This is a genomic window from Glaciimonas sp. CA11.2 (assembly GCF_034314045.1).
Taxonomy (GTDB): domain Bacteria; phylum Pseudomonadota; class Gammaproteobacteria; order Burkholderiales; family Burkholderiaceae_D; genus Glaciimonas.
This window is the reverse complement of the sequence record NZ_JAVIWL010000001.1, coordinates 5,173,964-5,196,153: the sequence shown is the minus strand read 5'-3', so window position 1 is coordinate 5,196,153 and position 22,190 is coordinate 5,173,964. Positions and strand designations below refer to the sequence as shown.

15 protein-coding genes are annotated in these 22,190 nt (G+C 47.5%); 13 read left to right on the top strand and 2 right to left on the bottom strand.

Features of this window, described 5'->3' with window-relative positions; all coding sequences use genetic code 11:
- The first annotated feature begins 76 nt into the window (after window positions 1–76).
- From RGU75_RS22420 to RGU75_RS22410, 3 genes are all read left to right on the top strand, one after another.
- Window positions 77–3,700, top strand: coding sequence for an indolepyruvate ferredoxin oxidoreductase family protein (locus RGU75_RS22420; protein WP_322239832.1), 3,624 nt, complete (start codon window positions 77–79; stop codon window positions 3,698–3,700).
- Window positions 3,701–3,720: 20 nt separating this feature from the next.
- A complete protein-coding gene (locus tag RGU75_RS22415) occupies window positions 3,721–5,343 on the top strand; it encodes a carboxyl transferase domain-containing protein (RefSeq protein ID WP_322239830.1) in 1,623 nt (540 codons plus the stop codon).
- 75 nt (window positions 5,344–5,418) lie between these two features.
- Window positions 5,419–7,473, top strand: a complete 2,055-nt coding sequence (locus RGU75_RS22410) for an acetyl/propionyl/methylcrotonyl-CoA carboxylase subunit alpha (protein WP_322239828.1) — start codon at window positions 5,419–5,421, stop codon at window positions 7,471–7,473.
- A gap of 130 nt (window positions 7,474–7,603) precedes the next feature.
- Here RGU75_RS22410 and RGU75_RS22405 read toward each other — a convergent pair whose 3' ends face one another.
- Both RGU75_RS22405 and RGU75_RS22400 read right to left on the bottom strand, forming a co-directional pair.
- Complete coding sequence (locus tag RGU75_RS22405) at window positions 7,604–8,911, bottom strand: MFS transporter (protein ID WP_322239826.1); 1,308 nt, start codon at window positions 8,909–8,911, stop codon at window positions 7,604–7,606.
- Window positions 8,912–8,919: 8 nt separating this feature from the next.
- A complete protein-coding gene (locus RGU75_RS22400) occupies window positions 8,920–9,306 on the bottom strand; it encodes a MarR family winged helix-turn-helix transcriptional regulator (RefSeq protein WP_322239824.1) in 387 nt (128 codons plus the stop codon).
- A gap of 1,342 nt (window positions 9,307–10,648) precedes the next feature.
- Between RGU75_RS22400 and epsL the strand changes: the two genes are divergently transcribed.
- The 10 genes from epsL to RGU75_RS22350 all read left to right on the top strand — a co-directional run bounded on the left by epsL (window position 10,649) and on the right by RGU75_RS22350 (window position 22,137).
- Window positions 10,649–11,935 carry an XrtB/PEP-CTERM-associated polysaccharide biosynthesis outer membrane protein EpsL gene (gene epsL / locus RGU75_RS22395; protein WP_322239822.1) on the top strand — a complete coding sequence of 429 codons (1,287 nt, stop codon included), beginning with the start codon at window positions 10,649–10,651 and terminating at the stop codon, window positions 11,933–11,935.
- 11 nt (window positions 11,936–11,946) lie between these two features.
- Window positions 11,947–13,329 (top strand): undecaprenyl-phosphate glucose phosphotransferase, encoded by a 1,383-nt coding sequence (locus tag RGU75_RS22390; RefSeq protein ID WP_322239820.1) that lies wholly within the window; start codon window positions 11,947–11,949, stop codon window positions 13,327–13,329.
- 144 nt (window positions 13,330–13,473) lie between these two features.
- Complete coding sequence (locus RGU75_RS22385) at window positions 13,474–14,022, top strand: hypothetical protein (protein ID WP_322239819.1); 549 nt, start codon at window positions 13,474–13,476, stop codon at window positions 14,020–14,022.
- A gap of 164 nt (window positions 14,023–14,186) precedes the next feature.
- Window positions 14,187–15,056 carry an EpsD family peptidyl-prolyl cis-trans isomerase gene (locus tag RGU75_RS22380; RefSeq protein WP_322239817.1) on the top strand — a complete coding sequence of 290 codons (870 nt, stop codon included), beginning with the start codon at window positions 14,187–14,189 and terminating at the stop codon, window positions 15,054–15,056.
- Between the two features lie 136 nt (window positions 15,057–15,192).
- Entirely contained in the window at window positions 15,193–16,002 is an 810-nt protein-coding gene (gene epsE, locus RGU75_RS22375; protein ID WP_416186892.1) for a polysaccharide export protein EpsE, read from the top strand.
- Between the two features lie 73 nt (window positions 16,003–16,075).
- Window positions 16,076–17,494 carry a chain length determinant protein EpsF gene (gene epsF / locus RGU75_RS22370; protein ID WP_322239814.1) on the top strand — a complete coding sequence of 473 codons (1,419 nt, stop codon included), beginning with the start codon at window positions 16,076–16,078 and terminating at the stop codon, window positions 17,492–17,494.
- 5 nt (window positions 17,495–17,499) lie between these two features.
- Window positions 17,500–18,375: a chain length determinant protein tyrosine kinase EpsG gene (locus RGU75_RS22365; protein ID WP_322239812.1), complete on the top strand. Its 876-nt coding sequence runs from the start codon at window positions 17,500–17,502 to the stop codon at window positions 18,373–18,375.
- 271 nt (window positions 18,376–18,646) lie between these two features.
- Window positions 18,647–19,831, top strand: coding sequence for a polysaccharide polymerase (locus tag RGU75_RS22360; RefSeq protein WP_322239811.1), 1,185 nt, complete (start codon window positions 18,647–18,649; stop codon window positions 19,829–19,831).
- A gap of 12 nt (window positions 19,832–19,843) precedes the next feature.
- Window positions 19,844–20,968, top strand: coding sequence for a glycosyltransferase family 4 protein (locus RGU75_RS22355; RefSeq protein ID WP_322239809.1), 1,125 nt, complete (start codon window positions 19,844–19,846; stop codon window positions 20,966–20,968).
- Between the two features lie 65 nt (window positions 20,969–21,033).
- Window positions 21,034–22,137, top strand: a complete 1,104-nt coding sequence (locus tag RGU75_RS22350) for an acyltransferase (protein ID WP_322239808.1) — start codon at window positions 21,034–21,036, stop codon at window positions 22,135–22,137.
- The last annotated feature ends 53 nt before the right edge of the window (window positions 22,138–22,190 follow it).

Sequence of the window (22,190 nt, the reverse complement as noted above, 5' to 3'; positions counted from 1 at the left end):
TGCATATTTGTCGTTGTACCAAAGATTACCGTATAAATATACTGTTCTCCTAATTAAAATTTAAGAGGCAAATCGCGTGAACTCTCCCTTGTCACCTCCGATGCTAGACGCTTTAACAGCGGTTTCCCTCGACGATAAATATACGGTCGACAGAGGTCGGGTCTATATAAGTGGAACGCAAGCGCTGGTCAGGTTGCCAATGTTGCAAAAGCAGCGTGATCAATTGCACGGTTTGGACACCGCTGGTTATATTTCCGGCTATCGTGGGTCCCCACTGGGTGCGCTTGATCTGGCTTTATGGAAAGCAAAAAAACACCTGGCAGTCAATAATATTGTGTTCCAGGCGGGGGTCAATGAGGAACTCGCCGCAACCGCAGTATGGGGAACACAGCAAACCAATTTGTGGCCAACTGGCAAGCACGACGGAGTGTTTGGTATGTGGTACGGAAAAGGGCCAGGCGTAGATCGATCTGGCGATGTCTTTAAGCACGCCAATTCGGCGGGTACGTCGCCACATGGCGGAGTGTTATTGCTGGCTGGTGACGATCACGCTGCTAAATCCTCTTCAGTGGCGCATCAATCGGAGCACGCACTAATTGCCGCTGGTATTCCCGTTTTGTATCCATCCAGTGTGCAGGAGTATATCGATTACGGTCTACATGGTTGGGCCATGAGTCGCTATTCGGGATTGTGGGTTGGTATGAAATGTGTGACCGATGTGGTCGAGTCGACAGCCTCGGTTGAAATGGATCCGGAACGGGTCAAGATTGTGTTGCCAGACGATTTTGCGATGCCTGAAGGCGGCGTCAGTATTCGCTGGCCGGACCCACCGCTAGCGCAAGAAGCCAGATTATTTGACTATAAATGGTATGCCGCTCTTGCGTATGTCCGTGCAAATAAACTCAATCGCGTCGTGATCGAGTCACCGGTTGCGCGCTTTGGGATCATGACTGCCGGTAAGGCTTATCTGGATGTGCGTCAGGCGCTGGTTGAACTCGGACTGGATGATGAGACCTGTAGCAAGATCGGTATTCGTCTACTAAAGGTCGGTTGCATCTGGCCGCTTGATGCGCAAGATGCCAGAGCTTTTTCGACCGGACTGGAAGAAATTTTGGTGGTGGAGGAGAAACGTCAAATCCTTGAATACGCATTGAAAGAAGAGTTGTATAACTGGCGTGATGACGTGCGGCCCAAGGTGTACGGAAAATTCGATGAGCGCGACAATGAAGGTGGTGAATGGTCGGTGCCACGTGGTGACTGGCTATTGCCAGCCCGTTATGAGTTATCACCGGCTCTGATTGCCAAAGCCATCGCAACGCGACTGGCAAAAGCTGATCTTCCGGATGATATTCGTGCTCGTATTCAAGCGCGTATGGCGATCATTGAAGCCAAAGAAAATGAAGCCAAGAAAACGCTCGCCGTGACCGAGCGGCCACCGTGGTTTTGTTCCGGTTGTCCGCATAACACTTCTACCAGAGTCCCGGAAGGATCGCGGGCCGTGGCCGGCATTGGTTGCCACTATATGTCCATGTGGATGGATCGTAGTACCGAGACCTTTAGCCAAATGGGCGGCGAGGGCGTATCCTGGTTAGGGCAGATGCACTTTACGCACGACAAACATATTTTCGTTAATCTCGGTGATGGTACCTATTTCCATTCGGGTCTGTTGGCGATCCGCGCTGCAATTGCAGCTAGCGCAAATGTGACCTACAAAATTCTGTATAACGATGCCGTGGCAATGACCGGTGGTCAGCCAGTGGATGGCATATTGACGGTGCCCCAGATTGCCCATCAGATGCACGCAGAAGGTGCGCAAAAGATTATTATCGTCACCGATGAGCCAGAGAAATACACTGTTAAAATTCGGTTACCAGAAGGCGTTACCGTCCATCACCGCGATCAAATGGATGATCTGCAACGTCAGTTGCGTGATACGCAGGGAACTTCGGTATTAATATATGACCAGACTTGCGCAACTGAAAAACGCCGCCGCCGCAAGCGTGGCACTTATCCTGATCCAGCGCGTCGGGTGTTCATCAACGACGCGGTGTGCGAAGGTTGTGGCGATTGCTCGGTCAAGTCAAACTGTCTTTCAGTAGAGCCGCTGGTCACGCCACTGGGTACCAAGCGCAAGATTAATCAATCTTCGTGCAATAAGGATTTCTCGTGTGTGAATGGATTCTGTCCTAGCTTCGTGACGGCAGAAGGCGCGCAGATGCGCAAGCCAGCGAGCAAATCCAAAGGACAAAAAGCTGGTGGTGAAACGCCTGATTTTACATTGCTGCCGCGTCCCGAGATCCTGCCGTTAGCGTCAGGCTATGGTATTTTGGTAACCGGTGTGGGCGGCACTGGCGTGGTCACTATTGGCGGCCTCATTGGCATGGCGGCGCACCTTGAAAATAAAGGCGTTACGGTATTAGATATGGCCGGCTTGGCGCAAAAAGGTGGGGCTGTTGTCAGTCACATTCAAATTGCGCCGACACCGGATGAAATTTACGCCACCCGTGTTGCCATGGGCGAGGCAAGTCTGATTATCGGCTGTGATGCAATTGTTTCGGCATCAGCGGATGTTCTGTCGAAAACCCGCCGCGATATCACACGTGCGGTCATCAACAGTGCGAAAACGCCGACTGCAGAATTTCTCACCAATCGGAACTGGGCTTTCCCTACGACTGAAACTGAAAATGCATTACGTCAGAGTATCGGGGATGCGTGTGAATTTTTGGATGCCAACCAGCGCGCGTTGATGCACCTTGGTGATGCGATTTACGCTAACCCATTGCTGCTTGGCTTCGCCTGGCAAAAAGGCTGGATTCCGTTAGCCTATGAAAGTCTGATTCGCGCCATTGAATTAAACGGTGTTGCCGTGGAAAAAAATAAGCTGGCGTTCGATTGGGGGCGATATCTGGCGCAACATGGATCAGAAAAGCACGACGATCTGGCGTCTTCGGCAACCGAAAGCGCTATTGTGATGCATTTGCCAGAATCGCTCGACAAGGTCATCACACATCGTGAAAGCTTGCTGCGTGCCTATCAAAATCAGGCTTATGCCGACCGCTATCGTGATGTTGTTGAACGTATTCGGTTCAAGGAAAAAGAAATCAACGAAGGGTCGCGCAGCGCACTCGCTATCGTGGTTGCACGGAATCTGGCAAAGCTAATGGCTTACAAAGACGAGTACGAAGTTGCTCGCTTGTATTCAGAGCCAGCATTTCTTGAAAAAATGCGAAGTCAATTTGAGGGTGAACCGGGCAAAGATTACCAACTTAAATTTCATCTTGCGCCGCCGCTACTGTCTAAGCGCAATAGTCAGGGACAATTGATCAAGCAGGATTTTGGATCATGGATGCTGCCAGCATTTCGTGTGCTTGCTAAGTGCAAAGGCTTGCGTGGAACACGCTTTGATATCTTTGGTTACTCTGAAGAGCGCAAAACAGAGCGTTTCCTGATCGAGGACTATATTCAGATGATTAATGAGTTTAGCGTTTCATTGACCGTTGACAACATCGCGTTTGCGATCAAACTAGCGAATATCCCCGATGAAATTCGTGGCTTTGGACATGTCAAGGAACGCGCCATAGAGGCAGCGGATAAAAAACGTGGGCTCCTGCTTGAGAAATATAGAAGCGAGGTCCTCTCTCCTAAAGACGCAGAGTGGTCTACAGCGCTTTCGTTCTCAGATTCTCGCTTAATTAAATAACGGCTATCGACACCAATCTGATGACAACTTTAGAATCAACACTATCCACGCGCTCCGATGATTTCAAGGCGAACACCGTTGCGATGCAACTGATTGTTGATGACTTGAAAGCCAAGGTTGCCCTTATCGCCGAAGGCGGCGGTGCAGCGGCCAGCGCCAAGCATATCGCCCGCGGCAAATTATTGCCGCGTGAGCGTGTCCAGATGTTACTCGACCCGGGTACGCCGTTCCTCGAATTATCGCAACTTGCGGCTTTCGATATGTACAAAGATCAGCACGGCGTGGCAGCTGCACCGTCCGCCGGAATCATTACCGGTATTGGTCGCGTGGTCGGGCAGGAGTGTGTGATCGTTTGCAATGATGCCACGGTCAAGGGTGGTACTTACTATCCGCTGACCGTTAAAAAACATTTGCGCGCACAAGAGATCGCCGAGCAAAATAACTTGCCGTGTATATATCTGGTCGATAGTGGGGGTGCCAATTTGCCGAACCAGGATGACGTGTTTCCCGACCGGGATCATTTCGGGCGGATTTTTTATAATCAGGCGCATTTGTCCGCTAAAGGTATTCCGCAAATCGCAGTCGTCATGGGATCTTGCACCGCTGGCGGTGCGTATGTTCCCGCCATGAGCGATGAGTCGATCATCGTCAAAAATCAGGGAACCATCTTTTTGGCTGGACCACCGTTGGTTAAGGCGGCGACCGGCGAAGTCGTCAGCGCTGAAGACTTGGGCGGCGGCGATGTGCACACGCGGTTATCAGGTGTCGCTGATCATCTGGCGCAAAATGATTTACATGCGTTATCTCTGGCGCGCACGATCGTGTCGAATCTGAATCGTCAAAAGAAATATGACATGGCGATGCGCGAATCAGTAGAGCCAAAGTTTGCAGCACAAGAATTGTACGGGATCATCCCGACAGATGCGCGCAAACCGTTCGATGTACGCGAAGTCATTGCACGCATCGTTGATGGCAGCAATTTTGACGAATTCAAGGCGCGCTATGGCACGACGCTGGTATGCGGGTTCGCCCACATTCACGGCATACCCGTCGGCATTATTGCCAACAACGGTATTCTGTTTTCAGAGTCGGCGCTGAAGGGAACACATTTTATAGAGCTATGCTGTCAGCGCAAAATTCCGTTAGTGTTCTTGCAGAATATTAATGGCTTTATGGTGGGCAGAAAGTACGAGAATGAGGGTATTGCACGTAACGGCGCCAAGATGGTAATGGCAGTGGCGACCGCCGCGGTGCCAAAATTTACCGTGATTATTGGCGGTAGTTTTGGTGCTGGCAATTACGGTATGTGCGGTCGTGCATTTTCACCGCGCTTCTTATGGATGTGGCCAAACGCGCGTATATCGGTAATGGGTGGCGATCAGGCCGCTGGCGTACTTGCGACGGTCAAGCGCGATGGTATTGAAGGAAAAGGTGGTGCATGGAGTGCCGAGGAGGAGGCAAGTTTCAAGCAACCGATTAAGGAGCAATACGAGCACCAGGGCCATCCGTATTACGCCAGTGCGCGATTATGGGACGACGGTGTAATTGATCCTGCAGATACGCGGACGGTGCTTGGATTGGGATTAAGTGCGGCTTTGAATGCGCCGATTCCCGATACCAAATTTGGTGTTTTCAGAATGTAAAGATGTGCGTAATCACATCATGTGCGCCCAACACCGGTCTGTCTGTTTTCCCTAAAAGTTTTTCGAAAGTACGTCATGTTTACAAAAATTCTGATCGCTAATCGGGGAGAAATTGCCTGTCGGGTTGCTGCCACTGCCCGCCGAATGGGTATCAAAACGGTCGCCGTTTACTCCGAAGCAGATGCCGATGCCAAGCACGTTGCCATGTGCGATGAAGCGGTGTTGATCGGACCATCTGCGGCCAAGGACAGTTATTTAAAAGCCGATGTCATTCTGGCGGTTGCCAAGGCTACTGGTGCGCAAGCGATCCATCCCGGATACGGCTTCTTGTCTGAAAATGCCGGATTTGCTCGCGCATGCGAGGACGCTGGCGTAGTCTTCATCGGTCCACCAGCATCTGCAATTGATGCAATGGGTTCGAAGTCTGCCGCCAAGACACTCATGGAAAAAGCCGACGTACCGCTGGTACCCGGTTACCACGGCGAGAATCAGGAGCCAGAATTTTTGCAGGTTCAGGCCGACAATATGGGTTATCCGGTATTGTTAAAAGCCAGCGCTGGTGGCGGTGGCAAAGGGATGCGGATAGTCGAAAAGAGCGAGTATTTTAAGGAGGCGCTCATCTCCTGCAAGCGTGAAGCAATCAGCAGTTTTGGCGATGATAAAGTATTGGTGGAAAAATACCTGGCACGTCCGCGTCATATTGAAATCCAAGTGTTTGCCGATCAGCATGGTGATTGCGTCTACCTATTCGAACGCGATTGCTCAGTGCAACGCCGTCATCAAAAGGTATTGGAAGAAGCACCTGCGCCGGGAATGACCACCACGCGCCGAAGGGCGATGGGCGACGCCGCAGTGACAGCCGCCAAGGCGGTTGGCTATGTCGGGGCCGGGACGGTAGAATTTATCACCAATCAGGATGGTTCGTTCTATTTTATGGAAATGAATACCCGGCTTCAGGTTGAGCATCCGGTAACTGAAATGATTACCGGAACCGATTTGGTAGAGTGGCAATTGCGGGTTGCTTTTGGTGAAGCACTGCCAATGAAGCAAGAGCAGTTGCAGATCAATGGCCATTCAATAGAAGCGCGGATTTATGCAGAAAATCCAGAAAAAGGTTTTTTACCTTCGATTGGAACGTTACGTCATTTGCGCACTCCCCAAGCGCTCGCATTCAGGCGGAATGAATTGGCACTCACTGCTTCCGATGGCGCCACCCAAGCGGTTCGTATTGACTCAGGTGTGCGTGAGGGTGATGCCATTTCGCCATTTTATGATCCCATGATTGCCAAGCTGATAGTCTGGGGCGCTGATCGCGGGGAGGCTCTATCACGCATGGGACAGGCTTTATCTGACTATCAGATTGTTGGTGTAGCGACGAATATCGCTTTTTTAAAGCGGTTAATCGCTAGCAATGCGTTCTCAAGCGCCGACCTTGACACCGGCCTGATCGAACGGAATCAGGAGACGTTATTTCCGCCTACCAAATCGGTATCTTTCGCTTTGTTGGCATTGGCCACCGCTGTTCTGCTTGATGCGGAAAAAGAAACCACAACTAATCGTAGTGATCCATGGTCGACGGCTTCGGGGTGGCGCTTAAATAGCATCATGTCACGCTCAGTCGCCTATGTTGATGAATCCGACCATGCTGACCGTCCTGGCGATGGACGTATTTATGCCTTGACCGTCGCGTACCACCAAAGCGATTGGACAATCAGTCTTGAGCAGACTGCATCGGCGATGCGCATTATCGCGCGCGCAGGGACTGATCTGACTATCAAACTGGATGGCCAGACGGTGCGCGGTACGGTGGTGCGGGAAGGTGAGCGATTTCACGTGTTCGCATCGGGTACGCATGCCGTGCTGACCTATGCGGACCCGATGGCCCATTCGGGAGAGGCCGAAGCAGAAGCCGGCCGCCTGACTGCGCCAATGCCAGGTAAGATTGTTGCGATTCACGTCAAGAAGGGTGATGTTGTTGCCAAGGGCGCGCCATTGTTAGTGATGGAGGCGATGAAGATGGAGCACCCTATTTCAGCCCCGAGCGCCGGTGTAGTCGAAGAATTGCACTATGAAGTCGGTGACCAGGTGACGGAAGGAAATCAGTTACTGACTTTGGTCAGCCTCGCCTGAAAAGCGCCGTTCGTGTTTTATAAAATGTAAAAGGGGTTCTCAGTATTGAGAGCCCCTTTTGTTTTGTCGTAGTATCTCAGACTTCAGCGCTTCAGCACCGCCCACCAGATGAGGGCGACGATTAGCGCAATCAGCTACTCATTGCGGGCTTTGGAGTGATCAAACCGCCATCCACCCGATGACCCTTGATCTTCAGTACCAATATCCCTGCAATAAGGCATGCCGCCCCCATCATCATCGATGATGCATTGTATGTCCCCAAACTATTGCGTAAGGTACCCGCCAGCATGGTGGCACTCGCTGCACCCAATTGATGTCCAGCGACGATCCAGCCAAACACAATCGGTGCGGCAAGTCGGCCGAAGACATCATTTGCCAACTTTACAGTGGGTGGTACGGTTGCAATCCAGTCCAGGCCATAAAATATGGCGAAGATAGGCAAGCCATAATAGCTAAGGCCAAATGCATGTGGTAAGAAAATCAGCGCAACGCCACGTAAACTGTAATACCAAAACAAGAGCACGCGTGGATTGTATCTGTCGGATAACCAGCCGGACATGGTTGTTCCTACCAGATCTAGAAGTCCCATCATTGCAAGGATGCTGGCACCACCAACTGCAGAAATGCCATAGTCGCCGCACATCGCAATGAAGTGCGAGCCGATATACCCATTAGTGCTCATCCCGCAAATAAAGAAGCTAAAAAATAGTAGCCAGAAATCGCGTACTTTCACGACTTTGCGTAAAGCATCGAAAGCGATCGACAACGGATTTTTTAACGTAGCGCCGGCTTCCGGGTGAATCTCTTCGAGTTGACCGTAACGCTTCAAACCGATATCTTGTGGACGCTCTGGTAAAAATATGGCGACCAGAGGAATCGCTAATGCCGCCACGCTGGCGACTAGTATCGCAACCGAACGCCAGCCAAAATGCTCAACCATGTACGCCATTAGTGGCAAAAATACCATTTGCCCGGTGGCCGAACTAGCTGTTAATAATCCCATCGCCAAACCGCGTCTGGTTTCGAACCAGCGACTAACGATCGTGGCTGCGAGCGTGTTGGCGGCAACGCCACTGCCTGCACCGACCAAAATACCCCAGGCCAGAACCATGTGCCAAGGCATCGTCATAAAGGTGCTGAGCGCTGTGCCGACGGCGAGTAATACCAATGCACCTAATACGATGGGACGAATGCCGTAACGTTGCATGGCGGCGGCAGAAAATGGACCGATTAAACCGTATAGCGCAATATTGACCGATATGACAAATGAAATTGTCGTGACGGTCCAGCCAAATTCATGTTCTAGCGGCAGGATCATTACCGACGGCGTTGCCCGAATGCCGGCTGCGGAGAGCAATACTAAAAATGTGATGCCGACGACGATCCACACGTAATTAAAGCGTGTGCGCGCCATGATGGTTTGTATAGTGTTATGCATAAATAATATTAAATATGGAGAAATTTATTGTTGGCAGCATCGACGAGCGCCATCAAACTTTGATGGTTTGTTTTTCCTAATATGTGGTTAATTTCTTCCTGTGCTTTATGCCAGTTTGGCATGGCGTCTTCCCATTTACGCTTTCCTTCGTCACTCAGGCTAAGTCCGAATGAGCGTTTATCAGTCAACATTTCCAACGGTAAATCGACTGTTTGGACCCAGCCCGCGCTAATCAATGGTTTGAGAGCCCGGCTCATCGTGCTGCGATCCATACCCATATTTGTAGCTAAAGGTATGGCACCAATCGGACCAAACTGGCCGATGCGGGATAGCAGCGAATATTGACCAATGGTGAGTTCGTCAGTAGCTAGATGCTGGTCGTAAATACTAGTCATCTTACGTGTCAGTTGTCGTAACTTTGAGCAAGTGCATTCAATTTGCATATCTACCTCTTTCTATGTATGCATCTACATCGATGTATATGCACAATATAGAGGATCAATGTTGTATGTCAAGTTGATTAATCAGTTATTTGCCAATTCGAGGAAGATATTTTTATATTTTAAAAAATACAACAGATCATCAGATTTATTTTGGAAAAAGTGTTTTTAATGCTTCCAAAATTAAATCTAAAGTTTCTGAGGGTTGAACTAAAAACAATGAGAAATTAAACATGTATATCCGATCAACTATCGCCCATATTTAACATTTACAAAATTTAGTAAAACCATCAATTATCCCTTCATGACTAATTTTTTTGAGCTATTTTGGTGCATTGCATCAAAATCATTCTCAGAAAAATCTGTCTCTTAATACCTCGTAATACAACTATTCGTAGTGTACCAAAAATAGTTGTATATATTCTGCTAATTTGTAATGTTGATGCTTTAAAGTCATAGCTATATGACTACGGATCGGCTACCAGCTTACCTCTGAGAGATGATGGAATTTTTTACGAAACGAGTTAAGAAGTTATTTTTTTGCTGAGGTGAGGCTTATTTTTTTATGTGGGACGAGTCTCAAAAGAAAATGTAACAAATCGATCCAGAACTGAACTTACAGAATTATCTCGGGTCATTATGTTGTGCCACAACATTGTTATGGATATAGGAAAAGTTAACAAATTTATTTCTCTCGTTTAAATATAAGTGAGTACGAGAACGGTTTATCGACGGTATTTTTGTCTTCGATACTGCGCCAGATGCCAAATGTAAATATTACTTTTCAAAAGATTAATGATGCAAAAAATTAGCTCACTGCTGTTCCTAATCTCTTGCGATTTTAAGTATTTCGCTGCCCATGCCGCGCGTTCGGTTGATGCGCAATTAATATGTGTACAGTCCTTGCTGCGCTTCGAGCGCAAGTTGTTACGGCGTCTAATGAAGACGCTACATGCATGCCATTCACATCCTTTACACCCTTCACATCCTTCTTTTAGTTCCTTCTTTCGGTTCCTTTCCTCCACTGTCCGTCACTCGCTCATCACGATTAGTCGGCCCTTATTCAGCTAAATTTTAATTAAGTTTTTATAAGTTTCGATGCGCGACGTTACTAAAAAAATAGTAACAAAGAACACATTATTTCGATTCGTGTAGAAAATTTTTAGTTTTGAAATAATTATTTTTCAACAATAATTTTTTTTTGCATCTTTTGCATATGTAAATAGCTAACAAAAATGTTTGTGGGCGTTGGATTGCTGACTTCGGAATGTCATTTGACGGTCAAGAAAGATAGTAAATGAATAAATTAAAACGCCGCGTCGGTCTCAGGCGGTTTCGCTGGAAAGCCATTTTGCTGATACCCATGTGTTCATGCGTAGCGGCTCTAGCCGATACGAGTGACCTGGTGCCGACAGATACTATTCCGCTTGCCGATATCATGACGCCGGCCGCTGATTCCATTACTCCTTATGTTGGTTATGGCATAAGTTACGATGACAATTTGCTGCGATTGCAGAACTCGGGCGTTGCGCAGGGTATGGGTGCAGGGAACAATTTATCCGATGTAACACGTCGCGCGCAGTTTGGTCTGGCCCTAGACAAAAGTATTAGTCAACAACATCTGACTGCAAATTTAAATGTGACGAATGTCGAATACGAACGATTCGATCAGCTCAATCATCTGGATAAAAATGTATCCGCCAATTGGAACTGGCATGCTGGCGATCACGTTGAGGGTAACGCGGGCGTTACCTATTCACAAGGTCTGACGCCTTTCATTGACTTCCATTTGCTGGAAGCTAATATACGGACGCAAGAGACTGCGTATGTGAATGGATCGTGGTTATTCCATCCTAGTTGGCGCGTGCATGCAGGCCTCCAACATAGCAAATTATGGTATGACCTGGCATCGCAACAAACGGGTAATAACGCACAGAATCAAACCGAATTTGGAATCGATTATCTTGCCGCCAGCGGCAGCACTATCGGACTCCAATTGCGTCACACACGCGCAGATTTTCCGAATCCCGAACAGAGTGGCGGCGTATCAGTTTTCAATGGTTATAACCAGGATGAAATCAAGGCAAAAATAGATTGGTTGTTAACGGCTAGAACGCGTCTTCACTTCTTTGGTGGATGGGTGAGCAGAAAGCAAGATGCGTTTTCTGTACGTGATTTTAAAGGTTTCAATTCCCGCCTTTCTGCAGACTGGCTACCGACCGAAAGACTGGCTTTTACTATCGCTGCCTGGAGGGAGATTGGCGCAGTGGATGATCTATCGACGGTCTACTCCTTAAATCACGGCGCTAGTGTGGCAACCAGTTGGCAGTACTCGGAAAAAATCCGCGTGGTTGGGCAATTCAAATATCAGAAGAGAGATTTTAGCCAATCTTCGGCATCCGGCACTATCGGTTCTACTGATATGAATGACGTCCTCCGTAACACGGCATTGACGGTGGTGTATAACCCAACCCCAAAATGGGAGTGGCAACTATCAGGCAGTCGCAGTACACAAGTGCTCGCTGACTCTTCTGGCGGATACGTAAGCAACGGCGTCATGCTCAACACGCGTTATGCATTTTAAGGTAGGACAAAATGACCGAGAATGATATCCCCCTCGTTTCGTTCTTCAAGCGTTTGCTTGATCCCGCCATCATTCTTGGCTTGTTGTATCTGATCATCACCGTGCAGGATGAAATGTTCACCGGCGACTATTTGGCGCTGATGATTATTGCTTTCTTTATTTCATCTTTTATCTATGAACAGATTGATCTGTATCGTACTCTGCATATTGGTAACAAACTCGCATTTGCCACCGATATTTTCCTGGGTTGGTCAATTGTCGTAGCTGCATTGACGTTGATTGGCCAGGGTACCGGACTGCGCTATGAGTTCTCGGATCATGTCGTCTGGACCTGGTTCGGGCTTGCGCCATTTGCGCTTCTATTGAGCCGCTTGACCGCTTATCGACTGGCATTCAATGTGGGGAAGGACCGTGAAGTACGGACTGCAATTGTTGTTGGGTCGAACGATCCCGGCATAGATATTCTTCGTCGCCTGACGTCACGTAGCAATGCGGGTATTGACGTACGAGGATTTTTTGATGATCACGATGAAGCAACTCGGTCACCTGAATTATCAAGTCCGTACCTTGGTTTGATTGCTGACGTAGGTCCTTATGTACGTGAGCAAAAAATCAAGACAATTTTTATTTGTCTGCCGATGTCAGCACATCCCAGTTTGGCCGCCTTAATGGAGGAATTACGGGATACGACTGCATCGGTTTATTTTGTACCCGACATTTATACCTTCGATCTGATTCAGGCGCGATTGGATCACGTGGGCGGTATTCCGGTTATCGGTATTTGTGAGACACCTTTCACCGGTTTACGTAGCGTTCTGAAGCGGGGGAGCGATATCGTTTTGGCGCTACTGATTCAGATTATGTTGTTGCCTATTATGTTACCCATTGCAATTGGAGTGAAATTATCTTCACCTGGTCCAATTATTTTTTCGCAGCGCCGCTATGGATTAAATGGCGAAGAAATTGTCGTCTACAAGTTTCGCTCGATGGGTGTTTGCGAAGATGGTGCAGTGGTCGATCAGGCCACCAAAAACGATGTGAGGGTAACGCGTTTTGGCGGTTTTTTACGTCGCACCTCGCTGGACGAATTACCGCAGTTTATCAATGTGTTGCAAGGTCGCATGAGTATCGTCGGACCGCGCCCCCACGCTGTTGCGCACAATGAAATGTATCGCAAGCTGATCAAGGGTTACATGTTGCGGCACAAAGTGAAACCTGGAATTACCGGATGGGCACAGGTCAACGGTTTTCGTGGCGAGACCGATACGCTGGACAAAATGCGCTCACGGATTGAATTTGATTTGGAATATTTACGCAACTGGTCGCTAGGATTGGATCTGTTGATCATTGTTCGTACCGTCAAAGAAGTGTTGAAAAAAGATAATGCTTACTAAACCGTGGTGTGAAAATTTCACAACGAAAAACGGCGGAGGAGATATCAAAGCTGATGTTGATATCAGCATTTGATGGTGGGGTTTTGACCGGGTTATTTGAGGCGCAAATGATGCGCGATGCTCTATGAATATTTAAAGGAAAATATGATGAAAATAGCCATATTGTTGTTGAGTTTTTTATTTGCAGGTCAAGCAAATATTGCTGTCGCCGCAACGCCGATTTTTCAGCTCGCTCCGCATGGCGCAAGCACGCTGCGATCAAGCCATGATGTTGATAACTATAGCGGCGCTAACGCACAGAATGTCGAGCGCGTTAGTTTCGAAATGCCGAAGTCTGAGTATCCCGCGCAATTTGGATCCTTCAGTTCGCCCGTCGCGCCCCGTGTGATCTTTTCTGCATTAGAGGGATCGCACGACGCCTGGGCGAATACCGATGCCATCACCCGAAATTTTTCAGGCATTGGCGATGGAAGTAGCGTATCAAAAAAAATGGTGTCAAGTGTCGCAGTTGTGGATGATTCGCTGTATTACTTTCTCAAAAATTTTAAGCGACAACCGCCTCAAAAGCCTGAAATTTGGACCATCTTTTTGGTAGGGCTTGGTTTGTTGCTGTACCAGATTCGCCGTCGTCCCATGCGCTCATCGATTGGCTTTTTTCCTATATCAAAAATGATGGGGAGACTAAGTGCCTGATCGATTATTTGCTAGTCCTGATTAAGGCTGCGTTGATGAGAAAAATAAGAAAATTGTGTTGTCGTTTGTTTATTCGTGGGAGTCGGATCTTGAATTGCTCAAAACAGTTTAATGCAACCCGCAACATTAGTTCAGCTCACCGCATAAATGGTGTAGGGATACTGATGTTGCTGCTACCTCTTGCTGCTATGGGCTTATCAGGCTGTAGTGACAGGGATAAGAATACCAGCAAGATATTGGTAAGAGTCAATGGTGGCGAGATTACGGCCCATCAGTTAGACGCGGAATTAGCAAGCGCTGGTACGGCACAGGACGGGGGCGGTACAGCGGCGGCGGTCGGACCAACCGCACGTAAGCAGGCATTGGAAGCGTTGATTGATAGGAAAATCTTGTTGGGAGAAGCCGAGCGTAACAAAGTTGATCGCGATCCAAAAGTCGTGCAGACCATTGAGCGCTATAAAACGCAGACAATTGTCCAGGCTTATCTGGAATCCGAAGCAGGAACAACCGTCAGGCCATCTAAAGAAGATATCGATAGTTATTTTCGGAGTCATCCAGAGTTATTCGCACATCGCAAGGTGTTAGATATCAGTCAGTTAAGCATCGCTTCGCAAGATTTTAGTCAATCGCTTAAAGCTGTCATGGACGCAGGAACATCACTTAGTCAGGTGGAGGCGTGGTTGACTGCGCACAAAATTGCGTATGTCAAAAATGCTGTTTCCTACACCAATGCCGATCTTCCTGCTGAAGTTTTTAGCAAGCTTCAGAACTTGGGGGGAAATCATTTATTTGTTCTGAAGGACGGAGAACGAGATTTACTCTGTGCACTTACCGATTTGGTCGATAGTCCGATTCCGGCCTCACAGGCTGCTTCCCAGATCGAGCGATTTTTATTGAATAAAAAAATGCAAGAGGTCGCTGCGACAGAAATCGCACGTTTACGTCCTTTGGCCAAACTCGACTATGTGGACAAAAATGATAGCGAGAATATCGAAGAGAAATCGCATCCGGTCACGGCGTTGAATAAAAAATAGATTCGTTATCAACATGAGACATATACCGCTGAGTGACTTGATGACATTGACCATGTATGTAGTGAAATAGTGGAAAGATTTAGACGACCAGAAGATGGTAGTCAATACGACAGTAGAAAAGAAATAACTTATGAGGATGAAGGCAATGATAAAAAAATTCTACGCAGCCTTGCTGATGATGTTGCTGGTGGTATCGGCACTTTCAGCAATTTCTGCACAAGCAGCCGATATGCAGCTTGGCCCCGGCGATGGCTTGAAAATAGCAGTATTTGGCAATCCTGACCTGAGCCTGGAGACCAAAGTCAGTGAGTCCGGTAGTGTGACATTTCCGCTTATCGGCAATGTCAGTATCGGTGGCTTATCGACTGCGGATGCCGAAAAAAAGATCGCAGGTTTGTTAATTAGCGGTGGTTTTTTGCTCAAGGCGCAGGTCAATATCATGGTGACTGAGTTACAGAGCCAACAGGTTTCGATGCTTGGGCAGGTTTTGCGCCCCGGTCGGTATCCAATTAATGGAACACGCACCGTGACCGATATGCTGGCTGTTGCAGGTGGCGTCGGTCCTGACGGCGGCGATACCGCCACCATCATTCGTACCCGTGATGGAAAAACCAGTAAGCGAGTTGTCAATCTGGTCGATATGATCCACTCAGCTGACATGACGAGGGATCTTGATCTGATGAATGGAGACATGGTGTATGTGGATCGCGCTCCCAAGTTTTACATCTATGGTGAAGTCCAGCATCCCGGTGGCTATCGCCTTGAGCGAAACATGAGCGTGACGCAAGCGCTATCAATTGGCGGTGGCCTCACACCACGCGGGACCGAGCGCGGCTTGCGTATTAAACGCCGCGACGCTGATGGAAAAACGGTAATGATCGGCGTGCAAAATGATGATGAGCTTAAACCGGATGATGTCGTGTACGTCAAAGAAAGTTTATTTTGATAGCTATGAGCCGTGTCGACGGTTTGTCGCTTGCGATCTTATTGTTGAATAGCCCTGTTCGAGAGGTGCTCTCATGACTTTTTATCAGCTTTTAACTATCCTGCGTGCGCGCTATAAAATCGTGCTCTATACGTTGATCCTGATCGTAGCGGCAACGACTTTAGTCAGTCTGTTTTTGCCAAAAACGTATAAGGCGTCAAGCACCATGTTGCTCAACTATAAAGGGACCGATCCAGTATCTGGAGAGGTTTTGCCAGCGCAATTGGTGGCGGGATATATGGCGACACAGATGGATATTGTGATCAGCAGAAGTGTTGCTTTGAAAGCAGTCGACAATCTTGGTCTGGCTAACGATCCAGTCTTTAAGCAGCGTTTCGCCGATAGCACAAAGGGAGAAGAAACAATCCGTGACTGGCTGGCTGATATGTTGTTGAAAATGGTGGATGTATCACCCGCGCGCGAGAGCAGCGTGGTTGAAATCAATGCCAAAGGCAAGGATCCACGATTCGCTGCAGCAATTGCAAACGGTTTTGCAAATGCCTATCAGCAAGTTAATCTGGAGATTAAGGTCGCCCCGATGCGACAAGCGGCAACGTATTTTACCGGTCAGATAAAAAGCTTGCGCGTTGATCTGGAGGCTGCACAGAGCAAGTTGTCGGCCTATCAGCAGGAGCATGGATTGGTCAGTACTGACAATCATCTCGATGTTGAAACGGCACGCTTAAATGACTTGTCTAGTCAACTGGTCGCTGCGCAAGGACAAGCAATTGAGGCATCGTCGCGTGCTAATCAGGCAATGGGTAGCGGTGGCAGGGATTCGCCAGATGTGATCGCGAATTCGCTGATTCAAACGCTGAAATCTTCGTTGGCGCTGGCAGAAGGGAAATTTGCACAATTGTCAAAAAATCTGGCACCGAACCATCCACAATATCAGGCCGCAAAAGCTGAGGTTGATAGACTGCGTGCTGAACTAAATAGCAATATTAGTGCCACCAATAATGGCTCTGCAAACAACGGGCGCATATTACGGCAGCGTGAAGCAGAAGTACGCGCAGCATTAGCGACTCAAACAGCCAAGGTATTGCAACTTAACCGCGCCCGCGATGGCCTATCTGTTCTCGTCAAAGATGTCGACAACGCACAGCGTGCTTACGACGCAGTCAATTTGCGTCTGACAAAATCGGAATTGGAAGGTAATTCCAACCAGTCGGATGTATCGCTACTGAATGCAGCAACGACGCCAGTGCGTCCAGCTAGTCCCAATATTCCGCTCAACATCGTGCTGTCGGTCATGATGGGCTTGATGCTTGGATTTGCATTAGCGATATTGCAAGAGTTAGCACATCGGCGCGTGAGATCGGATAGCGATGCAGCGAAAGCATTGAGCGCACCAGTGCTTGGCACAATAAATTGGGGTAGTGCGGGACCCAAAAAAGTTGCGTCGGCCAATCGATTAGTTTCCAGCCGTGCAAAGCCAGAGATAAAAGGTTAATCAATATGGACAACTCCGTTAGCTCTATTCTTAGTCCTGCTGCAACGGTCCGAAGAGATGCAAATTTAGGCCGCATATTGCTTGAGCAAGGCAAGATTACGCTGGAGCAGTTGGCAAGCATCCGAAATCTGCAAAAGGAAGAAGGTATTCCTTTTGGTGAGGCCGCGATGCGGCTTGGAGTGATCAGCGAGACCGACATTCAAATGGCGTTGTCACGTCAATTTGATTATCCCTATTTGTTGGCGGAGCAAGGAACTTATCCCCCCACTTTGAAGGCGGCCTATCAACCGTTTAGCGCAGAAGTTGAGGCCTTGCGCAGTATCCGTAGTCAGTTGATGCGGCGTTGGTTTGGGGAGGGTAACAAGACACTGGCGCTTGTCAGCGTCAATCAGGGCGATGGAACCAGTTTGCTGGTAGCCAATCTGGCAGTCGTCTTCGCGCAACTGGGCAAACAGACATTGATCGTCGATGCCAATTTGCGTACGCCAAGTCAACACAGTCTATTTAATTTGCCCTCTGGAGATGGATTGGCGGATGTGTTGTCAGGCAATGCCGGTTTACATCTGCTCTCTCCTATGGAAGCGTTCATTGACCTTTCTTTACTTCCCGCAGGTTCAATGATGCCGAATGTTGATGAGTTGATGAGTGGTACGGCATTAGGTTTGGTGAATGAAGCTCTGTGCGACCGTTTCGATATCATTTTGTATGACACACCAGCATTTGCAACCGCCGCTGATGCACTGAATATTGCTGCGCACGCGGGCGGCGCATTGGTAGTGGTGCGAAAGAATTACACAGGTATTACAGAACTCACCGCCTTTAGTGAGCAACTCCGCCACAGCGGTACCGAAATTGTAGGTTCAGTGATCGTCACTTTTTGACGCACGAGCCATTGTATTTCTTTGGTTGTGTTATCGATTATTAGCAATAACGGATATGAAAAGAATGTCGCAAAACAAAGTAGATACAAAAATCATGTTCTACGTTGCTGCATTGCTTCCCGCTTTAGCGGTACTTACATGTATTTAGTATTCTTTGCATCACTATAGGTTAATCAGTCGTATGCAATATTTATCAAGCATCAGGAATTTTATTTTTCCTCGTCAGGTCAGTGTGGCAATTCCGGATAAGAGTCTGGTATTTTGGATCTTGATGGTAGCACTAGTATATCAAGCAGCCCTGTGCGCGATCCATACCAACGTGCATCCGATTTCTATGTCGGGTGTCGGATTGGCTGAAGGCTTTATCTACCTCTCCTGCCTTATCGTATTGGTCAAAAGCATCCGGCTTGAATTCGTTGCCGTTGCCACGCTGGTTGGCGCGTACTTGTTTCTGATGGCCATTTTTCGCAATCAACTGGACCCGAAAGGATTCAGGGATGTGATGATTCCTATCCTGTTTTACGGACTTGGACGTCAGATCGGTGACCTCAACTATGCTGATCGTTTATTGAAGATGATGGTCGTGGTGGTGCTATTTTTTGGATTTTTCGAATTGCTATTCCTGGATTTATTTTCTCGCATTTTTAATATCTTTTCTTACTATGTCAGCCAAGGCAGTTTGGCTGCGGGCTCCAACTGGGCTAAGGGTAGTGTACTGGGATTGAACGGGATGCGGCCTGAAGGCATCGGGCGCACGATTTTGCCGGCGCTACTTGGAAATCACCGGGTATCGTCCATCTTTTTGGAGCCTGTATCGCTTGGCAATTTTGCGGTGATCGTCGGTGCCTGGGGCTTATGCAAGCGACGTGACGAAATTAAGGAAATGCTGTTCTTTCTCTTCTCTGCCGTCACGATGATTGCATTGAGCGACTCGCGCTACGGAATGATTACGGTAGCAGCGCTGGTATTGATGCGCTGCGTCCCATTCTGCAAAAAAAATGTCTGGATGATTGTCTTGCCAGTGCTTAGCGTCGGGATGCTGTTGAGCATCGCCATATTCTTTGACGGTCGCTATAGCGACAGCGTGATCGGACGGCTTTATGTCAGTGGAAAAATGTTGCTGAATATGAATCTTGGCATGATTTTTGGCGTAGATGGATTCGATATCAGTTTCGGCGACATGGGTTATCCCTCTTTATTGACCCGCCTTGGTTTGGTCCTATGCCTCTTTTTGTGGCTCTCCTTTTGGATGCTCAAAATGGAAGATGAAAGAGGTGAGCGCTTTCGGGCCTATATCACCCTGTATATGTCCCTGATCCTGTGCGTCAGTGGCACTTCGTTATTTGCATTAAAGACTGCTGGCATTCTTTGGTTTCTGGTCGGCTGTCTAGTCGGCCGTGAAAAGGGAGCGCTGTCAACGCTCCTCGAAATCGCTTCTAAACCCTCCCGCACATAAAAGGAATCTCACATGCCTATTAAAGTCGTGCACATTGTGCGTCAGTATTCTCCTTCCATCGGTGGCATGGAAGACGTTGTGCAAAATATCGCCCGACAACAGCGCGAACACCACGACCAGATTCCGAGGATTATTACGCTCAACCGATTGTTCAGAAACTCTAGCGAATTTTTGGCTCCTGAAGCGGTTGTCCACGGTGTGGGCGTGGTGCGTCTGCCTTTTCACGGAACTACCCGATATCCGCTATGTCCCCAAGTACTGAAGCATGTCGCCGATGCTGATGTCATTCATGTCCACGGTGTTGATTTCTTTTTTGACTATATGGCGTTGACAAAGCCTTTACATCGTCGACCGCTTGTGGCCTCAACGCACGGTGGATTTTTTCACACAAAATTTGCATCGACACTTAAAAAAGTCTATTTCAATACAGTAACGCGCGCCTCCTCAATGGTGTACGACAAAATTATTGCCACTAGCGATAATGATGGTGACATTTTTAAAAAAATTGTGAAATCACCTAAATTGGCAGTGATCGAAAACGGTGTCAATGTTGAAAAATACAGGAACCAGGCAGCACCGACGCCAACGCAGACGCTGATCTATTTCGGGCGCTGGTCTATTAATAAAGGGTTGCTCGAAACGCTTGCGTTATTTGAACAGTTAGAGACGCAACATCCGGGCTGGAAACTCATTATTGCAGGACGGGAATACGATCACACTGCAGACGAGTTACGTACCTGGTTGCGTGAGCATCGACTGGCCGATGTAGTCCAAATAGTACCTAATCCAACGGATGATGAGTTGGCTGCACTCATTGGGCAATCTAGTTACTTTATTTGTTTGTCGCGGCATGAAGGTTTCGGTATTGCACCGATTGAAGCAATGAGCGCTGGGTTGACACCAGTTCTCAGCGACATTCCCCCATTTCGCAATTTGGTCGAACAATCTCAAAGTGGCATGTTACTTTCGGCAGAAAATACCAAAGATAACATTGAACAGCTTCTGCATTTGCACAAAGAAAACCAACGTAACTATATAGCGGGACGGACGCATATGCAGCAATTTGCGGATCGTTATAACTGGCGACATATCGCCAATAAATATGTGGATGTTTATAAAAATCTGATGACAAGTTAAGGCGCACCAGTCTATTAAATTTAATTTAAAAAATATTTATAAAATAGCTAACTGTCTGATGAAAAATGATAAAAACGAGAATTGATGCGATTACCGGTTTACGCGGATTAGCGGCGTTGATGGTGGTCTACGCCCATGCAGTGAGTTGGTTTTCTCTTCCACTGAAAATAAATTTTTCAGGCGAAATCGGCGTGATGATTTTCTTTTCATTAAGTGGTTTTTTGATGGCGTATCTATATATCGGAAAGAATTTTTCAGCGCTGGATGTGACGAATTATGCGATATCCAGATTCTCTAGGATAGCGCCCGCTTATCTTGTGATTCTTTTTCTTTCCTACATCATCTACACACATATTGATCCGAATTTTATCTACGAGATATCAAGCAAAAATATTCTGCGCCATCTCTTGTTCTCCGGCAACGTATCCGTTTTTTGGAGTATCACACCGGAAGTTGAATTCTATTTCTTGTTCGTCATTATCTGGGCCGCTGCAAGCCGTTACACAACACGATTTGATATCGTCGGCATTCTATTTTTAGTGATCGGAAGCGTGCTAATTTTGTCTTATCGGGATGTTTTTCCAGGGACTTTTATTGGTGGAAAACTACACTATTTTTTGTTTGGTGTCATAGCTGGTGTGATCCGATCAAGTATTAAAACAACGCAAGATAAAAAATCAATCACTGCATTGCACGTAGTGTTGATCGGATTGATGATTGTGATGGAAAGTGGACTCCTACCGCTACCATTTTTAAGCAATAAAGAATTTTATAGCAGTATTTTGACAGCTGTGGTTGGCGCGGTTCTAGTATTTAGCTTTACGTTTCCCTCCGCAATTGCAAAATTATTATTCGAAAATAAGTTTATTGTTTTCTGCGGCGAATGTAGTTTTTCAATTTACTTACTGCATATGCCGGTCATTTATCTATTCCAGAGATTACTTCCGGAGAAGAGCAACGATCTGGTGTCGATCTCGCTTCAAATTATTTTTCTGGTCATATTTTCCGTCATTGTCTTGATTGTCTCCTGGCTTAATTTTCATTTAGTTGAAAAGCCTGGAGCGCAGTTGATTAAAACGATGGGAAATAGCTTTAAGAAAAAAATACTTCCGTTATTTCCAATGGCATCTAATGCCCAGCCCCTTTTCTGTGAAAGTGATGAACGATGAAGAAAATCTTCTTAAGGGCGATGCTTAAAAATGCAAGTCGCTCCTATGCATTT